This window comes from Mesorhizobium sp. M0077 (assembly GCF_040322955.1).
Lineage (GTDB): Bacteria > Pseudomonadota > Alphaproteobacteria > Rhizobiales > Rhizobiaceae > Mesorhizobium.
Map to the genome: position 1 here is coordinate 739,258 of NZ_JAMYUL010000001.1, position 22,082 is coordinate 761,339.

Consider the following 22,082-nt stretch of genomic DNA (forward strand, 5'->3'; position numbering starts at 1 on the left):
CACGCTGCGCGCTTCGATGGCGGGCCATCTGCGCAGCAAACGGCGCGGCCGATCTCTCGAGCCTGCGCGCATCAATTCTTTGTCTTGTGCAAGGCCGAGTACATAGGGGAAGGCGCCAGAGCGGTCAATGATGCCCGTGCCAAAAACGGCGAGCATTTGTTTCGTCGAACGATATCAGGGCTTTGGCGCGTTTGCTTTGCGGATGGGCCGCGGTTATTGTCCGCGCCGTTCGAAGGAGAAAGCATCATGCGCGCAAAAATCGCCGAATCCCTGAAAAGCGCGATGAAGGCGCAGGACAAGCACCGGCTGCCGACGCTGCGGCTCATCCAGGCCGCCATTCACGACCGCGACATCGCCAATCGCGGCTCGGCCAAGGACCCCGCCAGCGACGAGGAGATCTTGCAGATCCTGGCCAAAATGGTGAAGCAGCGCGAGGAATCGGCCATGGCGTTCGAGGACGGCAAGCGCCCGGAACTGGCGGCGCAGGAGCGTGGCGAGATGGAGATCATCCGCGGCTTCCTGCCGACGCAGCTGGACGAGGCGGCGGTGACTGCAGCGGCGCGCGAAGCGATCACTGCTACCGGTGCCGCCAGCCAGAAGGACATGGGCAAGGTGATCGCTGTGCTGAAGCAGAAATATGCCGGCCAGATGGATTTCGGCAAGGCCAGCGGCATCGTCAAAGGCCTGCTGCAGTAGGAGCCGACACCACTTCAATGGCGAAGGAGAGCAGGGGCATTACCTCTGGGCAAGAAACGGTCCGCACCGGCTTAAGCGAGCAAGCGTTGACCTGCCGGAGAGACCCACCATGATCGAAATCGTCAAACCCACGCTCGAACATCTGCCCTCCTACAAGGCGGCGCTCGAGCGTGGCTGGTCGCCGGACAATGTCCGGCTGATGGAAGCGACGCGCGAGCAACTTGCGGCGATCGACGAGGATCCCGCGGCGTTCCTTGCCAGCCTCGACGATCCCGAGGCCAAAGGAGGCCCGATTACCTTGCCGGACGGCACGACCGTGCCGCGGCTGCCGGGCTTCCGGCGCTGGATCTGGGACGGCGAGGCCGCCGGCTCGATCGGCTTTCGCTGGCAGCCGGGTACGGCCGCACTGCCGTCGCATGTGCTCGGCCATATCGGCTATGCCGTGGTGCCGTGGAAGCGCGGACGAGGCTATGCGACCGAGGCGCTGCGGCTGATGCTGGACGAGGCGAGGGCTGTTGGTTTGCCATATGTCGAGCTCACCACCGACCTCGACAATCCGGCCTCGCAGAAGGTGGTGCTGGCCAATGGCGGCCGTGTGGTCGGTCCGTTCATCAAGGACGCCGCGTATGGCGGCGCCGAGAGCTTGTTGTTCCGGATCGATTTGTAGTCCGATGCTATTCGGCCGCTGCTGGCAGCGGCGGCGCTGCCCGGCTGCGCCCCTCCCAGATGTAGGAGGCAAGTGCCACCACCACCGCCACCAGCATGGCGGCAGCGCCCACAACCGGCAGGCTGCGATAGCCGTAGCCGGCGTTGAGCATGGCAGCGCCCAGCGACGCGGCGAGCGCGATGCCGACATTGAAGCCGGAGGGGATGAGCGAGGAGGCGAGGTTGGAGGCGTCCGCCGTCCAGGCCAGGATGCGGGTCTGGATCGGCGTGCCTATGGCGAAGTTGAGGCCACCCCAGATAACGATGGCGATGACCATCGGCACGGGGTAGGGGCTGACGGCATAGATCACGCCCAACATCACCGCTTGCAGCGCAAGCATTGTGATCAGCGACGGCATCAGCTTCCAGTCGGAAAGCTTGCCGCCGAGAAAGACGCCGACGGTGGCGCCGACGCCGTTGAGCAGCAGCACCCAGGGGATCAGGCCCTCGTCGAGATGGGTCACCTCAAGCAGGGTCGGGGTGATGTAGGTGAACAGGCCGAACTGGCCGATCATCAACATCAGCATCAGGATCAGCGAGGTCCAGACTTGCTGGCGCGCCAGCACGCGAACCTCGCTGCCAAGACTGGCGGATGGCCTTGATGCGCCTGTCGTGCGCGGCAAAAGCGCAGCCATGGCGGCAAAGGCTACGACGCCAAGCGCGCACATCACCCAGAAGGTGGCGCGCCAGCCCCAGAGATTGCCGATTGCGGTGCCGGCCGGGACGCCGATGACATTGGATACGGTGAGGCCGGAGAGGATCACAGCCACGGCCATGCCGCGCTTGTCCTCGGGCACGAGGCCGACAGCCACCACCATGGCGACGCCGAAATAGGCGCCGTGTGCGACGGCGACCGCAATGCGCAAGAGCAGCATCGAGGTAAAATCGGGCGCCAGCGCGCAAGCGGCCTGGCCGATGGTGAAGGCGACGGTCAGGCAAAGCAGCAGCGTCTTGCGGGGAATGCCCTTGGTGGCGAGCGCCAGCAATGGCCCGCCAACCGCGATGCCGCCGGCATAGCCTGAGACGAGATAGCCGGAGGTCGGGATCGAAACGCCAAGGCCGTCGGCCACTTGCGGCAGCACGCCAGCAATGACGAATTCGGTGGTGCCGAAAGCGAAGGCGGCGATGAACAGGGCAATGAGCGGAAGCATGGCGCGGAAGCGATCCTTGAACGAGTTGGCCTCAAATCATGGATGGCGCTTGCCGGCAATGCAGAAATTTTTGCGGCCGGTTTAGGTTTTCTTGATCAGCTCGCCTTCAACCTGGAGCCGCCGAGCAGGCCGCGCTCTTCCAGCACCGGGTAGGCCATCGACGCCAGCAGCGAGTTGATCTGCTTCAGGTCGCGGATGGTGTCGAGGTGGATGGAGCTGGTCTCGACGCTCTTGGCGGTGCCGTCGCGCAGCCGCACGAAATGGCTGGCGCTGGTTTCCTTTTCGCGGTCGCGCAGCCGGTCCTTTTCCAGCACCAGCTGGCGGGCAGTCTCAGGGTCGCGCGACACCAGCACGTTGAAGGCAAGCCTGGCATTGGCCAGCACCGAGGTGTGAAAGGCGAGCAGCTCGCTCCAGCCCTCGGGCGTGAACTCCAGCCCGCGCTCGAACTTCTTCTTCACATGCACCAGCATGTTGCGCACGATGATGTCGCCGACCTGCTCGAGCTTGACGCAGGCGCCTATCAGCTCCTGGCAGCGCAGCGCCTCGTCCTCTGTGAGCGAGTTCCTGGTCAATTTGGCCAGATAGAGCTTGATCGCCGCGTGCTTCCTGTCGACGCGGTCGTCAAGGGCGGCCAGCGCCTTGATCTTGTCGCCGTCGGCGCTTTCATACAGCTCGATGATACGCTTGAGCATGATCTCGACCGTCTCGCAGACGCGCACCACCTCGCGGGTGGCGTTGGCCAGCGCCTGGCTCGGAACGTCGAGCGCGCCGTCGTTGAGGGCGGAGAGTTCGACCACATCGAGCTCTGTAGCCGGCGCTGGCTTGGTGCCCATTGCGACGATCTTCTCAGAGGCACGATAGATCAGGCTGGCAAGCGGCAGGCCGGCGAGCAGGATCAGCACATTGAACAGGATGTGGGCGTTGACGATCTGGTCGGGCACGGTGGCGCCGAGGAAGGCGACCGGCGGCTTCAGCGTCATGAACAGGATCAGCATCATCAGCGAGCCCATGCCGCGCATCAACAGATTGCCGATCGGCACGACGCGCACGCCAGGTTCGGCACTTCGGGTGAGCAGCGGCGCGATGATCGACGAGCCGAGATTGACGCCGAGCACCAGCACGATGCCGAGTTCGGGCGGGATGAAGCCGCGGCCGGCCAGCGTCACCATCAAAAGCACGGCGGCGATCGAGGAGTGGAAGAGCCAGGTAACGAGCGCGGCGAGCAGATAGGCGGTGACGTAGTCGCTGGAGAAATATTCGATGATGAGCGGCATCAGCGTGCTCTGCCGCAGCGGCTCCGACGCCTGGCCGATCATTTCCAGCGACAGTACCAGAAGGCCGATGCCGACCAGGATACGGCCGAACTGGCGCCAATCGCGCCGCTCGGTGGCCATGAACATGACCGTGCCGGCGACGAGGCAGATCGGCACCAGCAGCGTCAGATCGAAGGTCAAGAGCTTGACCACCAGCGCCGAGCCGATCTCGGCGCCGCGCACAGCCAATTGGCCCGACATGCCCGAGACGATGCCGGCGCCGGCGAAGGAGCCGACGAGAAGCGTGACGGCGGTCGAGCTCTGCAGCGCGATGGACAGGCCGCAGCCGGCCAGCACCGCCATGATCGGATTGCGCATGGTGGAGCGCAGCCGGTGACGCAGCACGTCGCCATAGGCGCGCTCGACGCCTGTCTTGACCATGCGGGTGGCAAACAGCATCAGCGCCACCGCGCCCGCCAGATGCAGCAGGACGACGGAGCCGCTCATTTCGAAACCCGCACGCAGACAGCTACCGCGACGCGGAGGGCGCGCAGTGCAGGGAGGAAAACGGGGCTGCGAATCATGGTCATGACAGTCTTGAACAATATCCGGAATATTTTAGCCGGGTAATAAAATCTTGTCGATTTCAAGAGCCGTCGCGGCGCGACAGGGCGTGTCGGAAAATGGACGGATGCGCAAATGGTTGCATGGCGGATCCCTGGTGATGGCAGCGGATCGTCCCGGTTTGCCGGACTCCCGGCAATCGCCTTTGCGATGATGTTCAAATATCCAGGATAAGCACCGGATTTCATTACGTAAATGTAATGCTAGTGTTCAGTTTCGGTTCATCCTTCGGGCGCTATTCCCTAGGCATCGACAACCAAGGAGCCCCGCTATGAAACGTGTTGTTCTTTCCGCCCTCGCTTTCTCGATGCTGGCCGCCACTTCGCTTACCGGCCAGGCCGCACCGGTGAACGCACCGGTCGCACCGCAGTCGAATTACACGCGGGTCGACTGGCAGAGGCCCGGCAAGCATGTCGATGTCAGGAAGCGCGTCGTGAAGAAGACGGTGGTCGTCAAGCGCAGCCATTGGCGCAATGGCCAGAAATATTCCAGCTGGAAGCGGCACCAGCCGATCCGCGATTATGGCCGCTATGGCCTGCATCGCCCCGGCCGCGGCCAGGAATGGATCCGCGTCGGCAACGACTATGTGCTGGTCAGCGTCCTGTCCGGCATCATCTTCGGCGCCATTGCCGCGCATTAAGCCCGGCCTCGCCGGCGCAATGCAGAGACTTGAAAGGAGGCGGCCCGAAACGGCCGCCTTTCTTTTGGCTGTAGAAACCGGGCTTTTTGGCTGTGGAAACCGGGTATGGTCCGCAATAAGGGTCGTCGGATTTTCGCGAGCATGATTATATGAGGGACAAACGAGTTCCCCAATGCGCTTTCCGCCCGCCTTTCTCGATGAGATACGCGACCGTGTGCCGATTTCATCGGTCATCGGCCAGCGCGTCGCATGGGACAGGAAGAAGACCAACGCCTCGCGCGGCGACTATTGGGCCTGTTGTCCGTTCCATGGCGAAAAGAGCCCCTCCTTCCACTGCGAGGACAAGAAGGGCCGCTATCACTGTTTCGGCTGTTCGGTGTCGGGCGATCATTTCAAGTTCCTGACCGAGCTCGACGGATTAAGCTTTCCCGAAGCGGTCGAGAAGATCGCCGACATGGCCGGCGTGCCGATGCCGGTGCGCGACGAGCGGGAAGAACAGCGTGAGAAGGAACGCGCCAGTCTGACCGATGTCATGGAGATGGCGACTGCCTTCTTCCAGGAGCGGCTGCAAGGACCGGAGGGTGCAAAAGCCCGCGCCTATCTCAGGGATCGCGGGCTGACGCCGGCGACGCAGCAATCGTTCCGGCTGGGCTTTGCGCCCGACAGCCGCAATGCGCTGAAGGAACATCTTGCCGCCAAGGGTGTGCCCAAGGCCGACATCGAGGCCTGCGGGCTGGTGCGTCATGGCGACGACATCCCGGTCTCCTATGACTGGTTCCGCGATCGCATCATGTTCCCGATCCCGGATTCGCGCGGCAAGATCATCGCCTTTGGCGGCCGCGCACTGGCGCCCGATGCGCTGGCCAAATACATGAATTCGCCCGACACGGAGCTCTTCCACAAGGGCAACGTGCTCTACAATTTCGCCCGCGCCCGCAAAGCGCTGGCGAAAGGCGGCACGGTGATTGCCGTCGAAGGCTATATGGACGTGATTGCGCTGGCGCAGGCCGGCTTCGAGAATGCCGTGGCGCCGCTCGGCACCGCGCTCACCGAAAACCAGCTCGAACTTCTGTGGCGCATGGCGCCTGAGCCGATGCTGTGCTTCGACGGCGACCAGGCCGGGCTGAAGGCGGCGTGGCGCGCCGCGGATCTCGCGCTGCCGTCGGTGCAGGCCGGGCGGTCGGTGCGCTTTGCGCTGTTGCCGGAGGGCAAGGATCCCGACGATCTGGTCAAGGCAGAAGGGCCGGACGCGTTTCGTGCCGTGCTGGCGGAAGCGCGGCCTCTCGCTGATTTGTTGTGGATGCGTGAGACATCCGGTGGCGTCTTCGACACGCCGGAGCGGCGGGCGGGGCTGACAAAGACGCTGCGCGAACTGACCAGCCGCATCCGCGACGAGAGCCAGCGCTACCACTACCAGCAGTGGATGCGCGAGCGGGAGCTGACCTTCTTCAGCGCCCAGCGCGAAGTGCGGCAAGGTCGCCAGGACTGGAAACCGGGGCAGGGCAAAACGCCCGCATCCGGCGGACAGTTCGCCAAAGGCAGCGGGGCAGGCGCGCGCGCCGCGATCACCGAAAGCCTCGGCCGCTCCGCCATGGTCAAACGCGGTGGCGAGATGATGTCGGTGCGCGAGGCGACGATCATCGTAGCCCTCGTCAACCATCCGGCGCTGATCGACGAGAACTTCGCCCATGTCGAGTTCCTCGATCTCGCCAACACCGATCTGCAGCGGCTGCACGCCGCCATCCTCGATGCGATGGCGCACGACATGGCCAATGACCGTAGCGCGGTGATCGCCACCATCGAACGTGCCGGCTGCAGCGATATCTGGGCGCGCGCCGTGGCGCTCATCCAACGGGCCAGGCAATGGCCCGCGCTGGAAACCGCAGCGCTTGACGATGCCCGCGACGCCTTCAACCAGGCGCTGCACTTGCAGCGCAGCGCGCGCACCTTACATAAGGAGCTGAAACAGGCGGAAGCAGCGCTCGCCAGCGATCCCACTGACGAAAACTACCGGCACCTCATCGAGATTCAGGCGCAATTCCGTGATGTACAAGCAACGGAAGCGCTGATCGAAGGGTTCGGGGTATCCTCGGGCAGGGGTGGGCGCGTCTAGGTCGAAACCTGCGCAAGAATGAATGTTGTACGTGCTGCGCGTCGAATCGACGCCTCTAAGTCGGGTAATTGATTCGCTTTTTTGATGCGAATCATGCGAGAGGCGCTTGACCTTCTGGCAGAATGACGGAATCAGGACGATTCGAAACCTTAACCCGCGCCGGCGTCGATGGAAATGCACTGACGCGAGGTGCTGATCACTGGACAGGCTGTCAGCCTGCCACAGATATCAGGGTTAATCTGGACTTAATGCATATCGCCCAAAAGTGAAAACCGGTTTTGGGGGCACGATATGAACAAACAAAAGAGTTGATTCGGTTACCGGCCCGGTTAAGCGCCACCAGCGCATGTAGTTTGACCGGTGCGGCAGCTACGCGGCTTCGATGCTCGGCCGCTAGGAGAAGATAAAGACTATGGCGACAAAGGAAAAGGAAGAGGTCGAGACCGAACGTGAAGGCGCCACCGATGGGCCTCTGCTCGACCTTTCCGATGATGCTGTCAAGAAGATGATCAAGGCCGCCAAGAAGCGCGGCTATGTGACTCTCGACGAACTGAACGCGGTGCTGCCGTCGGAAGAGACCGATCCGGATCGCATCGAAGACATCAATGCGATGCTGTCCGACATGGGCATCAACGTGGTCGAGGACGACGATCAGAGCGAGGAGCCCGAGGCCGCCGACAGCAATGCCGACGCCGAGGAAGACGCCAACGAACTGGCCGAGCAGACCGGCACCGCCGTCGCCGCCACGACCACCAAGAAAGAGCCGACCGACCGCACCGATGACCCGGTGCGCATGTATCTGCGCGAGATGGGCTCGGTCGAGCTCCTGTCGCGCGAGGGCGAAATCGCGATCGCCAAGCGCATCGAGGCCGGCCGCGAGACGATGATTGCGGGCCTCTGCGAAAGCCCGCTGACCTTCCAGGCCATCATCATCTGGCGTGACGAGCTCAACGAATCCAAGATCCTGCTGCGCGAGATCATCGACCTCGAAGCCACCTATGCCGGCCCCGAAGCCAAGCAGGCGCCGGTGGTCGAGCGCATCGAGGAGGCGCCCAAGGCCGAGGACAAGCCGAGGCGTGGACGCGACGAGGAAGACGACATCACCAATGTCGGCGCCGACACGCGCGGCCTGGTCGATGACGACGAGGAAGACGAGGATGAGGCGAGCCTGTCGCTGGCGGCGATGGAAGCGGAACTGCGCCCGCAGGTGATGGAGACGCTCGACGTCATCGCCGACACCTACAAGAAGCTGCGCAAGCTGCAGGACCAGCAGGTCGAGAACCGTCTGGCCGCGACCGGCACGCTGTCGCCAAGCCAGGACCGCCGCCTGAAGGAGCTGAAGGACCAGCTGATCAAGGCGGTGAAGTCGCTGTCGCTCAACACGGCGCGCATCGAGGCGCTGGTCGAGCAGCTCTACGACATCAACAAGCGGCTGGTGCAGAACGAAGGCAAGCTGCTGCGCCTGGCCGAAAGCTATGGCGTGCGCCGCGAGGAGTTCCTCAAGGAATATCAGGGCTCCGAGCTCGACCCGAACTGGACACGCTCGATCGGCAATCTCACCTCGCGCGGCTGGAAGGAATTCACCAAGAACGAGAAGGACGCGATCAAGGATCTGCGTTCGGAAATCCAGAACCTCGCCACCGAGACGGCGATCTCGATCCTGGAATTCCGCAAGATCGTCAACCAGGTGCAGAAGGGCGAGCGCGAAGCCGCTATCGCCAAGAAGGAAATGGTCGAGGCCAACCTGCGCCTCGTCATTTCCATCGCTAAGAAATACACCAATCGCGGCCTGCAGTTCCTCGACCTGATCCAGGAAGGCAATATCGGCTTGATGAAGGCGGTCGACAAATTCGAATACCGCCGCGGCTACAAGTTCTCGACCTATGCGACATGGTGGATCCGGCAGGCGATCACGCGTTCGATTGCCGACCAGGCGCGCACCATCCGCATCCCGGTGCACATGATCGAAACGATCAACAAGATCGTGCGCACGTCGCGCCAGATGCTGCATGAAATCGGCCGCGAGCCGACGCCGGAGGAACTGGCAGAAAAGCTCGCAATGCCGCTCGAAAAAGTGCGCAAGGTCTTGAAGATCGCCAAGGAGCCGATCTCGCTCGAAACCCCTGTGGGTGACGAAGAGGATTCGCATCTGGGCGATTTCATCGAGGACAAGATGGCGATCCTGCCGATCGATGCGGCGATCCAAGCCAATCTGCGCGAGACCACCACGCGGGTGCTCGCCTCGCTGACGCCGCGCGAGGAGCGGGTGCTGCGCATGCGCTTCGGCATAGGCATGAACACCGACCACACGCTGGAAGAAGTCGGCCAGCAGTTCTCGGTGACGCGCGAGCGTATCCGCCAGATCGAAGCCAAGGCGCTGCGCAAGCTCAAGCACCCGAGCCGGAGCCGCAAGCTGAGGAGCTTCCTCGACAGCTGATACCGGCAACAGACCAGAATTCGAAAAGGGCGCCGATGGCGCCCTTTTTGTTGCCGGGTGAAGGCTCTTGTCGCCCATCTCCGTCGGGAGGATACTTGCCTGGTCGGATGCATGTTCTGGGCGAAAAACCGGATGTCCGCCCCGGCTGATGTCCTCAGCCGTGCTCCGTGGCGCCGGAGGGAGGTGTGTGATGACAACCTACATCCTGCTGATGAACTGGACGGAACAGGGCGCCAGAAATATCCGAGAGTCGCCGAAGCGGCTCGATGCCGCCAAGAAGCAACTGGCCGACATGGGCGGCTCGTTCAAGGCGTTTTACCTGACTATGGGCGAATATGACATGGTGGCGATTATCGAGGCGCCCGACGATGCTGTGCTTGCTCGTTTCGCCCTGATGCTGGCAACGGGTGGCAGCGTCAAGACGCGAACGCTCAAGGCTTTCCCGGAATTTGCCTATCGCGAGATCGTCGCCTCGCTTGGATAGCGCTGGGCGCGGGTCCGTGCGGCTCGGCGTCATATTGCGGGGCCGTGCCGTCAGGGCGATAGTCGCGCCATGTCCAAGCCTGCGCTGACCGTCTGGTACAACACACGCTGCCCGGTTTGCGATGGCGGCATCACCCGGCAGAAACGGCGGCTGATCGAGGCGATCAAGGCCGGGCGGATCGAATTCCGCGACATCAACCTCGAACCGGCGGCGCTCTCTGGCTACAGCGCCTCGCTGGAGGACATACGCCGCCGGCTGCATGCCACCGATGCCGAAGGCAGGCTGCTGGTCGGCGCCGATGTCGCGGTTGCCGTCTGGCGGGCGACGCCGGGCGACGGCTGGCTGGCGACGCTCTTCGGCAATCCGGTCGCGCTGCCGCTGACGCGCTTGGCCTATGATCGTTTCGCCGATCTTCTCTATGCCTGGAACCGGCGCAAGGGCCGCTGGTAGCGAGGCAAGGCCCGAAGAATCTGCGGGCCTTACCGTCATGGGCGTTACCGGGACGCCGGCTCGCAAAGCCAGCCGACAATGCGGCGCACCGCCGGCAGCACCATGAGCAACGTTGGGAACGCTACCAGCCAGGACAGGCCCCAGGCAGTGAGCCAGACAGCCGGCAAATCAGGTTGCAGTCCAAGGCTTTTCAGCGTCGATATGAACGAGACGATGAAGGTCATCAGCAGCGACAGCACCAGCGGGCTGACGATCGCGGCATAGCGCGCCGGCAGCTTGCCGCGCTTACGGTTCGTGGTCATTTTTGGATTTTCCTGAAACATCCGGTCCGTCGCATTTGGCATCCATTGCGCCGGGTTTCCGGCGGAACTGCCCGGAAAGACCGGGGTGGATGCGTTGCTTGACGTCAGACGCTTACGGAGAGGTTTTGGCCCTCACGCGCTTTCTAGCTGCCGGCGGCGGCGAAATCAACCTTCTGGCGCCGCCTTTAGATACATCGTAAGATATATCTTGACTCGTCGGCGGGGCAAGCCTAATTAAGATGTATCGTAAGATATAACTCAAGGAGCAATTCATGCATAGACATCATCCCTTTGGCGAGCGCGCCGAGCGCGCATTCCTGCACATGGCAGGCAAATTTGGTGGAAGAGGGGGCAGCGGCTTTGGTCCGTTCGGCCACGGCGGACGTGGCGGTGGACGCGGCGGCCCGGGCGACATGTTTCGCGCCGGGCGCATGCTGGCCGACGGCGATCTCAAGCTGATCACGCTGTCGCTGCTGGCCGAGGCGCCTCGCCACGGCTACGACATCATCAAGGCGCTGGAAGAGCGCACCAGCGGCATCTACAGCCCGAGCCCGGGCGTCGTCTATCCGACGCTGACCTTCCTGGAAGAGGCCGGCTATGCGGCTTCAGCCGCCGACGGCAACAAGAAGGTGTTTTCGATCACCGAGGCGGGCCAGGCGCATCTCGCCGAGAACCGCGAGATGATCGACGGCGTGCTGGAGCATCTCGAGCGCTTCGGCCGCAAGATGGCGAAAGCGCGGGACTGGTTCGGCTGGAACGACGACGGCGAGGAAGGCGGACGGCGTGGTGGACGGGGTCGCTCGGAAGCCCGCGAGGAGTTCCGCGCCGTGCGTCACCGGCTGCGTGCCGCGCTCGGCGATCTCGTCGACGCGTCGGCTGAAAAGCAGGCCGAGGCGATTGCAGTCCTGGAAGCCGCCGCTGAAGCCCTGGAAGCGCTATCGCGCGGTTGACCCCTGGCGAGAACGCTTGCCCGTTCGACTGAGGAACGGTACTGAAAATCATCCTGCACCGCGAGACGTGGTGCAGGATGATTGCCGTTGGAGGAAGCCCCATGTCTTTTCTGAAGCGTCTTTTCGGTGGTGGCGGTGAGGGGGGCGAGCCCAAGAGCGCAGCACCGGCAAAGCAGGTTGAGCACAAGGGATTTTTGATCAGTGCCACGCCCTACAAGGCGGAGGGGGGCCAATACCAGACCTGCGGCGTGGTTTCGAAGGAAGTCGACGGCGTGATGAAGGAACACAAATTCATCCGCGCCGATCGCTTTGCCGGACTGGGCGACGCCGTCGACATCTCGATCAAGAAGGGCATGCAACTGGTCGACGAGCAAGGCGAGAGGATGTTCGGGTAGCCTACAGCCTCGGATCGATTGGCTCGCTCTCCAGCGCCAGGACGCCGAAAACACACTCGTGAACACGTCGCAGCGGTTCCTTGGCGACAAACCGCTTCAGTGCCTCGTGACCGAGCGCGAACTCTCTGAGCGCCAGGCTGCGCTTGCCACCCAAGCCTCGTTCGCGCAGGCGCACGAGATTGTCCGGCGCATCGTATTCGGGGCCATAGATAATGCGAAGATACTCCTGGCCGCGCACTTTCAGCGCCGGTTGCATGAGCCCCTTCTTGTTTCGGCTGACGAAGTCGTGCGGCTTCACTACCATCCCTTCGCCGCCTGAGTCGGTCAGCGTCTCCCACCAGGCGACGGCCTCCGCACAAGAACCGGCATCGGCCAGGTCAACCATCCGCCATTGCGTTCGCGTTACCACGCCGCCCCCGGCAGCCAGACGGTCCGCAAGCGTCATGTGCCAAACGTGGTTCTGGTCGTACCAGACGCATCCCTCACTTGCCAGCAGGTGGAACGGCGCGACCTTCAGGTCGTCGACGCCCGAGACCGGCCACACGTAAGGCGCCCAGGCAGTGGCGTATCTGGCGGCACGCGCGGCGCGGTCCTCAATGCGAGCCTTGAGCGCGGCCGTATCCACGCCGCGTGCCATCGCACGGGCCAGCGCTTCGCGGCTGGCCTGGAGCCCAGCGGCCGCAGACGTTGCCACTGGGGCGTACTGGCTTTCAATCAGGCTGCTTGCCTTGGCCGACCATGGCATGATCTCGGTGTCCAGCAGCAACCAGTCGCTGTTCAATTCCTGCCATAGATCCGCAGCGTCGACGCTGGCGCGCAGGCGATTGAGCAGGCGCTCCGTCATGCCGCTGTCGCTGAAAAAGGAGCGTCCGGTCCGGGTCCAGATCGCGCCTGTCTCGTCGCCAGATACCCCGAACCGGTCGCGCGCCGTCTGCGCGTTTCGGCACAGAGCGATGACTGCCCGCGAACCCATGTGCTTCTCTTCGCACAGGATTTGGGTGACGCCACGCTCGCGGAAATGACTGAGAGCTTCCTCGGGGCGTTCCAGCCAGCCGGCTTGGCTGCTGGTCTCGGATGGCGACATTGTCGGCGGCAGATATACCAGCCACTGCGGCGACAGCGCGAAGCGGCTCATCACCTCAAGTGCCGCCGACGCGTTCTCCTCGGCCACGACAACCCTGCCTTTCAGTTCGGTCTCGATCCAGCGTCGCCCAGAGACATCCTGATAGTCGAGCACGCCGTCGGCATCGGCCTGTGCCGATTTGCCAAGGCCCGGTCCGCCGAGGGGACGCACGGGTTCGGACCAGGTCTCGACTGCCGGCACGTCGACCAGTTCGCGTTCCGGCCAGCGCAAGGCAGTCAGCTTGCCGCCGAACACGCAGCCGGTGTCGATGCAAAGCGTGTTGTTGACCCACTCCGCCAACAGCACCGGCGTGTGCCCGTATACTACGCTGGTTTTGCCCCGATAGGCGGCTGCCCAGTCGGCACGGACGGGCAGGCCAAATTCGTCGATTTCGCCCGTGGTTTCGCCATAGAGGGCGAACTCGCGCACCGCGCCGGAACCGCGCCCGATCATCTCTTCCTTGAGTCCGGCATGTGCCACGGCGAGGCGTCCGCCGTCCAGCCAGACGTGGCTGCGCAGGCTGTCGAGGAAGGCCGGCAAAGCCTCTCGCAGGCCGCGATCCTGAGCGTCCAACTGGTCGATGGTTTGCTGCAGGCCGTGGGCGATCGTGACCTTGCGGCCTTCCAGCCAGCGGCTGAGTTTGCGTTCGTGATTGCCCTGGACACAGTAGGCGGTTCCCGCCGCGACCATGCTCATGGCGATGCGCAAGACGTCGGGCACGTTGGGACCACGATCGACGAGGTCGCCGACAAAGACGATCTTGCGGCCTTCTGGCGGCGTTACAGTGACGGTCCGATCACCATGGCCGTCGGACCAGGCGATGCTGTAACCGAGCTGACAGAACAAGGTCTGAAGTTCGTCGGCGCAACCATGGACATCACCTATGACGTCGAAAGGACCGCAATCGTCGCGCTTGTCGGTCCATAATGGCTGACGCGAGACCTTGGCCGCGTCGATACTGGCCTGGCCGGTGAGCTTCCAGACCTGACGGAAACCTTCGCGTTGCAGGCCGCCGAGGCCCTTGCGAATTTCGTTCGTCATGCGCTGGGCAACGCCGGCGCCGAAGGGACGATCGGCTCGTAGCGCGTTGCGGGCGACGCAAACATCAACACCCGGATCGATGACCACGGCGACCGGCAAAGCGTGCCATTTGCGCGCCAGCTCGACCCACGCCTTGCGATCAGCGGGTCGCACATTGGTCGCGTCGATGACGGCCAGCTTTCGATGCTTGAGCCGTTTGCCGGCGATTTCGCGCACCAAATCAAAAGCGTCGGCCGAGACATCCTGATCAGTCTCGTTGTCGCTGACGAACGCGCGGCAGCGATCCGACGAGATGATTTCGGTCGGCAGGAAGTGCCTGGCGGCGAAGGTCGACTTGCCCGATCCCGTCGAGCCGATCAGCACGACGAGGGCGAAGTCAGGGATGGTGAGGTCGGTCTTGTCTGGCTCTCTCATCGGGTGAACACCGCCATCTGCGTCGGCGCGCCGAGCACGGGGTCCACGGCTCCGATGCCACTTAAGGCGGCGCTATAGCCATAGATCTCGCCGATCCTGGCCGCCCAGGCTTCAAACCGAACCCGGCCCCATTCGAAACGGTGATCCGGATGGCGAAAAGCGCCGGCGGCCAGACTGGGGAACAAGGGGTTGTAGTCAGCGTTCGGCGTAGTCACGATCACGAATTTTGGCGCTGTCTCGCCGAAGATAATACGCTCGATCATTGGCAGCCGGTCTTCGTCGAGATGTTCGATGACCTCGACCAGCACCGCGACGTCGGCTTCCGCCCATCGGCTGTCGCGATATGTCAGCGATCCGTGCAGCAGCGTGACCCGGTCTTCAGGCGGTCCCCCGAACTCGTTCAGTTTGAGACGCTTGGCGGCCCATTCCAGTTCACGAATAGCGGGGTCGAGCCCGAACAGCTTGTGGACCCATTTTTCGCGCACGAGTCGATAGAGCAGCTTGCCTTCGCCACACCCCAAATCTGCAACACTGGTCCCTCCGGTCGCCCGAATGGCTTGCACCACGGCGTCCATGCGCAGGTCGTTCAGCCGGATGGGCGCCTCCAGCGCTTGCTCAGGTGCAGCCCGGGCTTCGGGGGGTAGGACCTCATTGGCCGTCTCCGGAGCCAGCCGCTCCAGGGCGATGCGGGCCAACGCACCTCGGTTGCGCAGATAACGGCGCACGATCAGGTCTTTGGCTGGGTGGTTTTCCAGCCAGCCCTCGCCCTTGGACAGCAGCTTGTCAATCTCGGCCTCGCCCACCCAGTAGTGCTTGGTGTCGTCCATCACCGGGATCAGGACATAAAGGTGGTTGAGCAGGCTGCTTAGGCGGCCGGTGCCAGTCAGCCTCAGATGACCGTATCGTGGTCCACCCGCGCCAGATCCGACAGTTTCGACCGGCGCCAGGTTGACGGTCCATCCCAGCGGTTCGAATAGATCTCGAACCAGGGCCTCGCCGCCACGCATCGGCAGCGGGGTCACCACAGCTTCGAGCGGGAGGTCGCTATCGGCCAGTTGCTGGCGCTCCTTCGAGATGCCGGTCATCGCTGTCCGCAGTACCTTGTTCAAAGCCACAGACAGAAATGACGATGCCGTATAAGGTCGGTCGTTTACATATTGATCCAGCAAGCCCTCTGCCTGGCCTTTGCCCCGAACGAGCCCTATCGGATCGACATCGAGCAGAAGCACAGCCTCACAACGCTCATCGGTCGCCTCCGGATAGAACAGCCAGGCCTTGCCGAAGGATAGGTCAGTCTCGTGCAGACGTTCGGGATGCTTGTGCAGCAAGAAGCCGAGATCTGTGGCTGGATGATGGGTTGTCGCGACGGAAAGGAACATCAGCGACCGATAACGCAGACAGGCCGAATAACCAATGGCGTTGCGCGGCAATCTAGTAACGCGATAGATCCGTTTTCGACACGCAACCTATCGCGCCGCCTGACAAGGAAAAAGGCAGGCGCCGAAGCGCCTGCCTTTTCAATGCGAATGACGGGGTGTGCTTACGCGGCGATTTGCGCGCTCGCGGTCTTGGCCACCACGGCATCGACCTTGGCGGTCGCATTGGCGAGCGCGGCGGTCACGGCGTCGGGACCCATGCCGACGCCTTCGATCCGGATGACGTCGACGTCGGTCATGCCGAGAAAGCCGAGCACGCCGCGCAGATAGGGGATGGCGTGATCGAACTGCACGGCCGCACCTTCGGAATAGATGCCGCCCGAGGCGAGTACGATATAGACCTTCTTGCCGGTGACGAGGCCCTTGGGACCACCCTCGCCATAAGAGAAGCTCTTGCCGGAGCGGGAGATGTGATCGACCCAGGACTTCAGGGTTGAGGAGATGTTGAAGTTGATGAAGCCGGTGGCCAGGATCACGGTGTCGGCTGCGAACAGTTCGTCAAGCACGATGTCGGAGACGCCGACGACTTCGGCCTGGCGCGGCGTGCGGGCTTCAACGGGGGTGTAGATGCCGGTCGCATAATCGGTGTCGATATGCGGCAGCGGGTTGGCCACGAGGTCGCGTACGACGAGCGTATTCGACGGGTCGGCGGCGACGAGCTTTTCAGCGAATTCGGTAGCGATACGGGTCGAGTGCGAGGCAGCGCCGCGCGGGCTCGAGGTTACAAGCAGGATAGACATAGCGGTTCTCTCCAGTGGGAATTGATTTCTCCCGCCTGATATGGACCTACCGACCCATTCAAAAAACTGGTATATTATCTATATGATCCATCCATAAAGTAGGTATGCCGTGCAGCCCAATCCGACGCTCGACCAATTGCAGATCCTGGTTGCGGTCGCCGACACCGGCAGCTTCTCAGCCGCCGGCCGCAAGCTTAACCGCGCGCAGTCCGTCATCAGCTACGGCATCGCCAATCTTGAAGCGCAGCTTGGCCTGAAACTGTTCGAGCGCGAGGGCACGCGCGAGCCGCAGCTGACCGAAATCGGCCGGGCGATGCTGGAGGACGCCCGGCGCATGGTCGGCGTGCTGCAGCGCATCCGTTCGCGTGCCGACGGTCACCATCAGGGGCTGGAGGCTGAAGTTGCGCTGTCGGTTGACGCGGCGCTGCCCTCGCCAGTGCTGGTGCGGGTGCTGAAGGCATTCGAGGCGCAGTTCCCGACCGTGATGATGCGACTGCATATCGGCACGCTCGGTCTGATCCCCGACCATGTCGTCAGCGGACAGTCGGATCTTGGCATCGGTGGCTTGCTGGGCGAGGTCGACGTGCATCTCGTGCGCATCGGCTTCATGTCGATCGTGCTGGCTGCCGCCCCCACCCACCCTCTGGCACTGCTGCCGAAACCGGTGACGCTCGAGGATGCGCGCGAGCACACCCAGCTGGTTGTCACCGACCAGTCGGAACGCACCAAGGGACGCGACTTCGGCGTCTTTGCCTATCGTACATGGCGGCTGACAGACGTGCGTATCAAGCATACGTTGATGCGCGAGGGGCTGGGCTGGGGCGGGTTGCCGCGCTGGCTGATCGCGGACGATTTGGCCAGCGGCAGGCTGGTGGAACTCGACCTTGAACCCTTTAGCGAGGTGCGCTCATCGCTCTATGCCATGCACCGCGCCGACCGTAGCCCGAAACCGGCGGCGGCCTGGCTGATCGACCAGTTCAAACGCCAGCTCGGCTGCTTCAACGAGTTCGACCCGGACGACCTGCCTGAGGATGAGCCGGAGACAGCCCATCGATCAGAGCCATGAGCACGGCGCGATAGTCTTCGGCCGAGGCGCCGGCCTCGACGGCAAGTGCTGCGCGGTCGAAGGCAGCGGCGAGCAAAGCGGTCAGAGCATCGGCAGGCAGTCTGGTCATCGACTGTTCGCGCATCGCCGCAACCAGGCCTTCGCGCAGCGACCGGTTGCCGTGGCGATTGTCGATCGCATCCATGGCGGCGCGGCCAAGCACGGCCGGTCCGTCGAGCAGCAAAAGCCGCGTGCGGCCGGGCGCGCGCATGGCGGCGAGATAGGCGTCCGAGCCGGCAATCAGCGCATTGCGGGCAAACAAAGAAGGCGGCGAGGCGCGCTCGATCTCTTGCGCCACCGCCGCCGCCTCCTGCTCGACCACGGCGGCAAACAGCGCCTGCTTGTCGGCAAAATGGTGATAGAGCGCGCCGCGGGTGACGCCGGCGGCCGCAACGATCTCCGGCGTGCCGGTCTCGGCATAGGACTTTTCGATGAACAGTTTGCGCGCCGCAGCGATCAGGTCGGCGCGCGTCGCTTCGGTGCGGTCGCGGTTGGAGCGGCGCGGGGTTTCTCGTTGCATACATGCAGCCTGTATGTTATTTCGAATTGCATGCAAACTGTATGTTGGCTAACGGGAGAAAGAAAGATGAAGACGACGAGCTATTATCCGGTGCTGATGACGGGCGACGTAGCCGGCACGAAAGCCTTCTATATCAATCACTTCCGCTTCAAGCCGCTGTTTGCGAGCGACTGGTATGTGCACCTGCAGTCTGCCGAGGATCGCAGCGTCAATCTCGGCATCGTCCAGGGCGACCACGAGACGATCCCCGAGGAGGGGCGCGGCCGCACATCGGGGCTGCTGATCAATTTCGAGGTGAGGGATCCTGACGCTGTCTATGAACGGATCGTTGCGGCCGGCCTGCCGATCCTGTGCCCGCTGCGCGACGAACCCTTCGGCCAGCGCCACTTCATCACCAAGGATCCCAATGGCGTGCTGATCGACATCATCAAGCCGATCCCGCTCAGCCCGGAATTTCAGGCGCAATTCGCGGCGGGCGCGGCGGAAGGCTGAACAATGGCAGCAAATGTCGGCAGCGGCTCCGGCCGCTGTGGCCGGACCCGCACCATGCGGTCTATGTTGGTGATGTTGAAGCTGGGCCTGCCGCATGCGTGACATCTGCCTTGTTCGTGCGCCATCCAATCTCGGCCTTCGGCCCTTGGAGCCGGGCCATGTGCCCGGCACCTGGCGTGCGCCGCAGGCGCTGAGCCAAGCTGGTTTGATCGAGTCGCTGGCGCCGGGGCGGGTGGTCGATCTCGACAGACCCGCCTACAGTACCGAACCGCAACCGGGCACTAGGCTGCGTAATGGTCCTGCGATCCGCCGCTTCAACCTCGATCTTGCCGAGATCGTCACCCGTGCGCTTGGGCAAGGCGAGTTCCCGCTGATCATCGGCGGCGACTGCTCGATCCTGCTTGGCGCACTGGTCGCCGCGCGGCGCTCGGGCGCGGTCGCCCTGATCCATTTCGATGGCCACAGCGATTTCCGCCATCCCGGCAACTACGATGTCAATGCCTCACTCGGCTCGGTTGCCGGCATGGATCTGGCACTTGCCACCGGACGCGGCGAGGCTTTGCTGGCGCAATGGCCAGGTGTTGTCGGTCCGCTCGTCGCCGACGATGCGGTGGTTCAGATCGGCGAACGCGAGAGCCGCGATGCCGATTTTGCCTGGCCCGACATCAATGCGACCGCCGTGACGCGCATCGACGTCTTTGCCGCGCAGGAACTCGGCGCGGCTGGAGTGTTGCAAAAGACAAGAGCGACGCTGGCGCGCGCCGGCTGTCCCTACTGGCTGCATCTCGATGTCGATGTGCTCGACCAGACGGTGATGCCGGCGGTGGATTCGCCCGGCAGCCCCGGCATCGACCCCGATGAACTCGTTGCCATTCTGTCGGCGCTGGCAGCGGACCAGCGCTGCACCGGCTTGGACATGACGATCTACGATCCCGACCTCGACCCGACCGGTGACCTTGCGCGACTGCTGGTGTCGCTGCTCGGGCGGGTGCTCAAGCCTCGATAAAGGCTCAGCTCGCCCTTGCTACCGGCGTCACCGTCACCTGGCTGACGCCGGTGCGGCGCACCACTGTGCATAGCGTCTCGCGGCCGATGCGTTCGGCGTCGAGCATGCGCACGAGGTCGTCGACGCCGGTGACCGGGCGACCGTCTATCGCCGCGATGATGTCGCCTTCCCTGAGGCCGGCCTTCGCCGCGGGTCCGTCTTTCTCGACGCTGCGCAGCCGCACCGCCGTACTGGTGGTCACCTGCGACAGGAGCGCTGCGCGGCGCGGCAAACTCGTGGTGTCGGCCGAGATGCCGATGAAGGCACGGCGCACGCGGCCGAAGCGGATGATCTCCGAAATGACGAAATTGGCGGTGTTGGAAGCGACCGCGAAGGCGATGCCTTGCGCGCCGTGGATCATGGCGGTGTTGACGCCGATGACCTCGCCTGCCGACGACACCAGCGGTCCGCCGGAATTGCCGGGATTGAGCGCGGCATCGGTCTGGACGACATCGTCGATCAGCCGCCCGGTCGAGGCGCGCATCGAACGGCCAAGTGCGGAGACCACGCCTGACGTTACGGTCCATTCGAAGCCGAGCGGATTGCCGATGGCAATGGCGATCTGGCCGCGCCGCAGCCGCTTGGAATCGCCGAGCGGCGCGACTTCGGTGAAGCTGCCATCGGCGCGCACCAGCGCGATGTCGGTGTCAGGGTCGCGGCCTAGCACGCGGCCTTCGCTGGAGGCGCCGTCGGGCATAGAGACGCGCACCGTTTTGGCATCGCCAACGACATGGAAATTGGTAACGACCAGCCCGTCCGGCGCGATGACGAAGCCGGAGCCATGGCCACCTTGGCCACCGACCCGCTCGATGCGGCAGACGGCTGGGCCGATGCGGTCGACGGCGTCGGCGACTGTCGTCGAATAGGCGTCGAGCAGTGTGTCGTCGGTTTCGAATTTGTGGGCGGCGAGGGCCATTGGCGGGGCTCCGTGTTTTTCAGGCGCGATGATGACTATATGTGCGGAGCGGCTCGAACTGCCGCGACCTGACCAGATGGCCAGTCACACCAGTAACTAGCCGTCAGACGAGTACCTCCGGGCGCACTGCCGAGCGATATCTGGGGCATGAGAAAACCCAGGAGATCATCATGAGTGACTTCAACCTTAATGCATTTTCCGAGGCCATCGCCGATCTCGCCGCCAAGGCTGCGCCGGCAACGGCAAGTTTCACCACCCATCACCATCGCACCGCCAGCGCCTTCCACTGGCGTGACGGCTATTTCGTCACCGCCGAGGAAGCTGTCGAGGCCGGTGAGGAGATCGAATTGACATTGGCTTCGGGCGAAGCGGTGAAGGCCGAACTGGTCGGTCGCGATCCGTCGACCGGCGTAGCGCTTCTGAAGCCGGCCGGCGCGGCCGCGGCGTCTGCGCTCGCCAAGGCGGATGGGGTGCGGCCGGGCAACGTCGCCATCGCTGTCGGCAGCAGTCAGGGCTCGGCGCTGGCTGTCTCGGGCTCGGTCGGCGAGGTCGGCCCCGCCTGGCGCTCGATGCGCGGCGGCACCATCGATCGGCGCATCAATCTCGCCGTCAATGCCGGCGGCCGTTTCGAGGGCGGGCCGGTGCTTGACGCCAAGGGCGCGCTGATCGGCATGCTGCTGTTTGGGCCACGTGGTCGTGCGCTGGTCATGCCTTATGAGACGATCGAGCGGGCCGTGGCGACGCTGCGTGAAAAGGGCCATGTCGCGCGCGGCTATCTCGGCGCCGGCCTGCACCCGATCCGTGACGGCGCGGCGCGCGGCGCCATGGTCATGAGCCTCGACGACAACGGTCCGGCCAAAGCCGCCGGCCTTGCGCTGGGCGACATCATCGTGGCGTGGAATGGCGAGGCAGTGCACGGCCCGCGCGAACTGATCCGAAAGCTTGGGCCGGATAGCGCGGGCGCTGCGGTGACGCTCGGCGTGGTGCGCGGCGGCGAGCAGCGCGACGTCGCGCTGACCGTCGGTGAAAAACCGCTGAGCTGAGAGGGCC

At 63.7% G+C, this 22,082-nt stretch carries 21 protein-coding genes; 13 read left to right on the plus strand and 8 right to left on the minus strand.

Annotated elements, in window-relative coordinates:
- Nucleotides 1-246 precede the first annotated feature (246 nt).
- Nucleotides 247-696 (plus strand): GatB/YqeY domain-containing protein, encoded by a 450-nt coding sequence (locus NKJ57_RS03610; RefSeq protein ID WP_031243959.1) that lies wholly within the window; start codon nucleotides 247-249, stop codon nucleotides 694-696.
- A gap of 109 nt (nucleotides 697-805) precedes the next feature.
- Nucleotides 806-1,363: a GNAT family N-acetyltransferase gene (locus NKJ57_RS03615; protein WP_023672441.1), complete on the plus strand. Its 558-nt coding sequence runs from the start codon at nucleotides 806-808 to the stop codon at nucleotides 1,361-1,363.
- 7 nt (nucleotides 1,364-1,370) lie between these two features.
- Here NKJ57_RS03615 and NKJ57_RS03620 read toward each other — a convergent pair whose 3' ends face one another.
- The gene (locus NKJ57_RS03620) at nucleotides 1,371-2,552 is read right to left on the minus strand and encodes an MFS transporter (protein ID WP_023751200.1); all 1,182 of its coding nucleotides are present in this window, start codon (nucleotides 2,550-2,552) and stop codon (nucleotides 1,371-1,373) included.
- A 95-nt stretch (nucleotides 2,553-2,647) separates the two neighbouring features.
- Nucleotides 2,648-4,312 carry a Na/Pi cotransporter family protein gene (locus tag NKJ57_RS03625; protein WP_023691517.1) on the minus strand — a complete coding sequence of 555 codons (1,665 nt, stop codon included), beginning with the start codon at nucleotides 4,310-4,312 and terminating at the stop codon, nucleotides 2,648-2,650.
- A 388-nt stretch (nucleotides 4,313-4,700) separates the two neighbouring features.
- Here NKJ57_RS03625 and NKJ57_RS03630 point away from each other — a divergent pair, with 388 nt between their 5' ends.
- The 5 genes from NKJ57_RS03630 (at nucleotide 4,701) to NKJ57_RS03650 (ending at nucleotide 10,553) form a co-directional block, all read left to right on the plus strand.
- A complete protein-coding gene (locus NKJ57_RS03630) occupies nucleotides 4,701-5,069 on the plus strand; it encodes an RcnB family protein (protein WP_023672444.1) in 369 nt (122 codons plus the stop codon).
- Nucleotides 5,070-5,241: 172 nt separating this feature from the next.
- Nucleotides 5,242-7,182, plus strand: a complete 1,941-nt coding sequence (gene dnaG / locus NKJ57_RS03635) for a DNA primase (protein WP_352510515.1) — start codon at nucleotides 5,242-5,244, stop codon at nucleotides 7,180-7,182.
- Between the two features lie 412 nt (nucleotides 7,183-7,594).
- Nucleotides 7,595-9,619, plus strand: coding sequence for an RNA polymerase sigma factor RpoD (gene rpoD / locus NKJ57_RS03640; RefSeq protein ID WP_023672446.1), 2,025 nt, complete (start codon nucleotides 7,595-7,597; stop codon nucleotides 9,617-9,619).
- Between the two features lie 190 nt (nucleotides 9,620-9,809).
- Complete coding sequence (locus NKJ57_RS03645) at nucleotides 9,810-10,103, plus strand: GYD domain-containing protein (protein WP_023733294.1); 294 nt, start codon at nucleotides 9,810-9,812, stop codon at nucleotides 10,101-10,103.
- A gap of 69 nt (nucleotides 10,104-10,172) precedes the next feature.
- The gene (locus NKJ57_RS03650; RefSeq protein WP_023733293.1) at nucleotides 10,173-10,553 is read left to right on the plus strand and encodes a thiol-disulfide oxidoreductase DCC family protein; all 381 of its coding nucleotides are present in this window, start codon (nucleotides 10,173-10,175) and stop codon (nucleotides 10,551-10,553) included.
- Nucleotides 10,554-10,597: 44 nt separating this feature from the next.
- Here NKJ57_RS03650 and NKJ57_RS03655 read toward each other — a convergent pair whose 3' ends face one another.
- Complete coding sequence (locus NKJ57_RS03655) at nucleotides 10,598-10,855, minus strand: DUF2798 domain-containing protein (RefSeq protein ID WP_023683797.1); 258 nt, start codon at nucleotides 10,853-10,855, stop codon at nucleotides 10,598-10,600.
- A 272-nt stretch (nucleotides 10,856-11,127) separates the two neighbouring features.
- Between NKJ57_RS03655 and NKJ57_RS03660 the strand changes: the two genes are divergently transcribed.
- Entirely contained in the window at nucleotides 11,128-11,805 is a 678-nt protein-coding gene (locus NKJ57_RS03660) for a PadR family transcriptional regulator (RefSeq protein WP_023733292.1), read from the plus strand.
- Between the two features lie 101 nt (nucleotides 11,806-11,906).
- Nucleotides 11,907-12,200 (plus strand): HlyU family transcriptional regulator, encoded by a 294-nt coding sequence (locus NKJ57_RS03665; protein ID WP_023701148.1) that lies wholly within the window; start codon nucleotides 11,907-11,909, stop codon nucleotides 12,198-12,200.
- A gap of 1 nt (nucleotide 12,201) precedes the next feature.
- On the opposite strand, the gene NKJ57_RS03670 is transcribed toward NKJ57_RS03665, so the two are convergent.
- From NKJ57_RS03670 to NKJ57_RS03680, 3 genes are all read right to left on the minus strand, one after another.
- A complete protein-coding gene (locus tag NKJ57_RS03670; RefSeq protein WP_352510516.1) occupies nucleotides 12,202-14,778 on the minus strand; it encodes a polynucleotide kinase-phosphatase in 2,577 nt (858 codons plus the stop codon).
- A complete protein-coding gene (locus NKJ57_RS03675) occupies nucleotides 14,775-16,208 on the minus strand; it encodes a 3' terminal RNA ribose 2'-O-methyltransferase Hen1 (protein ID WP_245272158.1) in 1,434 nt (477 codons plus the stop codon). The genes NKJ57_RS03670 and NKJ57_RS03675 overlap by 4 nt, the downstream gene beginning before the upstream one ends.
- Before the next feature lie 110 nt (nucleotides 16,209-16,318).
- Nucleotides 16,319-16,954, minus strand: coding sequence for an FMN-dependent NADH-azoreductase (locus tag NKJ57_RS03680; protein WP_023672454.1), 636 nt, complete (start codon nucleotides 16,952-16,954; stop codon nucleotides 16,319-16,321).
- A 109-nt stretch (nucleotides 16,955-17,063) separates the two neighbouring features.
- Between NKJ57_RS03680 and NKJ57_RS03685 the strand changes: the two genes are divergently transcribed.
- Nucleotides 17,064-18,020: a LysR family transcriptional regulator gene (locus NKJ57_RS03685; protein WP_352510517.1), complete on the plus strand. Its 957-nt coding sequence runs from the start codon at nucleotides 17,064-17,066 to the stop codon at nucleotides 18,018-18,020.
- Here NKJ57_RS03685 and NKJ57_RS03690 read toward each other — a convergent pair.
- Nucleotides 17,953-18,579, minus strand: coding sequence for a TetR/AcrR family transcriptional regulator (locus NKJ57_RS03690; RefSeq protein ID WP_023672456.1), 627 nt, complete (start codon nucleotides 18,577-18,579; stop codon nucleotides 17,953-17,955). The two genes, NKJ57_RS03685 and NKJ57_RS03690, sit on opposite strands and share 68 nt — an antisense overlap.
- 66 nt (nucleotides 18,580-18,645) lie before the next feature.
- Here NKJ57_RS03690 and NKJ57_RS03695 point away from each other — a divergent pair, with 66 nt between their 5' ends.
- Together NKJ57_RS03695 and NKJ57_RS03700 are read left to right on the plus strand one after the other, a co-directional pair.
- Nucleotides 18,646-19,071, plus strand: a complete 426-nt coding sequence (locus NKJ57_RS03695; protein ID WP_352510518.1) for a VOC family protein — start codon at nucleotides 18,646-18,648, stop codon at nucleotides 19,069-19,071.
- A gap of 94 nt (nucleotides 19,072-19,165) precedes the next feature.
- Nucleotides 19,166-20,077, plus strand: a complete 912-nt coding sequence (locus NKJ57_RS03700) for an arginase family protein (RefSeq protein ID WP_352510519.1) — start codon at nucleotides 19,166-19,168, stop codon at nucleotides 20,075-20,077.
- Between the two features lie 4 nt (nucleotides 20,078-20,081).
- On the opposite strand, the gene NKJ57_RS03705 is transcribed toward NKJ57_RS03700, so the two are convergent.
- Nucleotides 20,082-21,032 (minus strand): S1C family serine protease, encoded by a 951-nt coding sequence (locus tag NKJ57_RS03705; RefSeq protein WP_023689759.1) that lies wholly within the window; start codon nucleotides 21,030-21,032, stop codon nucleotides 20,082-20,084.
- A 170-nt stretch (nucleotides 21,033-21,202) separates the two neighbouring features.
- Between NKJ57_RS03705 and NKJ57_RS03710 the strand changes: the two genes are divergently transcribed.
- A complete protein-coding gene (locus NKJ57_RS03710) occupies nucleotides 21,203-22,075 on the plus strand; it encodes a S1C family serine protease (RefSeq protein ID WP_352510520.1) in 873 nt (290 codons plus the stop codon).
- The last annotated feature ends 7 nt before the right edge of the window (nucleotides 22,076-22,082 follow it).